This is a genomic window from Paenibacillus sp. 203 (assembly GCF_037027525.1).
GTDB classification, from domain to species: domain Bacteria; phylum Bacillota; class Bacilli; order Paenibacillales; family Paenibacillaceae; genus Paenibacillus; species Paenibacillus polymyxa_B.
Genome location: NZ_JAXCHD010000049.1, coordinates 1 through 469, shown reverse-complemented (window position 1 = coordinate 469; position 469 = coordinate 1). Strand labels below are relative to the sequence as shown.

Genomic DNA, 469 nt, shown 5'->3' with positions numbered 1-469 from the left:
GCTTGCTTACAGCTCCCCGAGGCCTTATCGTTGTTCGCCACGTCCTTCGTCGGCTCCTGGCGCCTAGGCATCCTCCGTGTGCTCTTTGTAGCTTAACCTAGTATTTACATCGTAAATACGATTTGCTTTGAATTTCGGTTCAACACGGATGTGTGAATGAAGTTCAAGGCAGCTACCTTTATTTCACTTGTTTACACAAGATCAGCTTAAAGGAATATTCTAAAACGCAATTTCGTTTCGGTATCCAGTTTTCAAGGTGCAAAGCTGTAAACAACCAGCTTTTTTTCGAGAGTTTGAGCTCTCAAAACTGAGCAACGAGTGAGTAACAGGCCTAAACCTGAGTTTTGAAGCTAATGCTTCATATTTGAATGTTTCCATTGCAGGAAACGATTCTCCATAGAAAGGAGGTGATCCAGCCGCACCTTCCGATACGGCTACCTTGTTACGACTTCACCCCAATCATCTACCC

General features: G+C 44.3%; 2 rRNA genes. Both read right to left on the bottom strand.

Annotation, left to right across the window (positions count from 1 at the left end):
• Positions 1-98, bottom strand: a 23S ribosomal RNA gene (locus tag WA407_RS26315); the annotation flags it as partial.
• Between the two features lie 302 nt (positions 99-400).
• Positions 401-469, bottom strand: a 16S ribosomal RNA gene (locus WA407_RS26310); the annotation flags it as partial.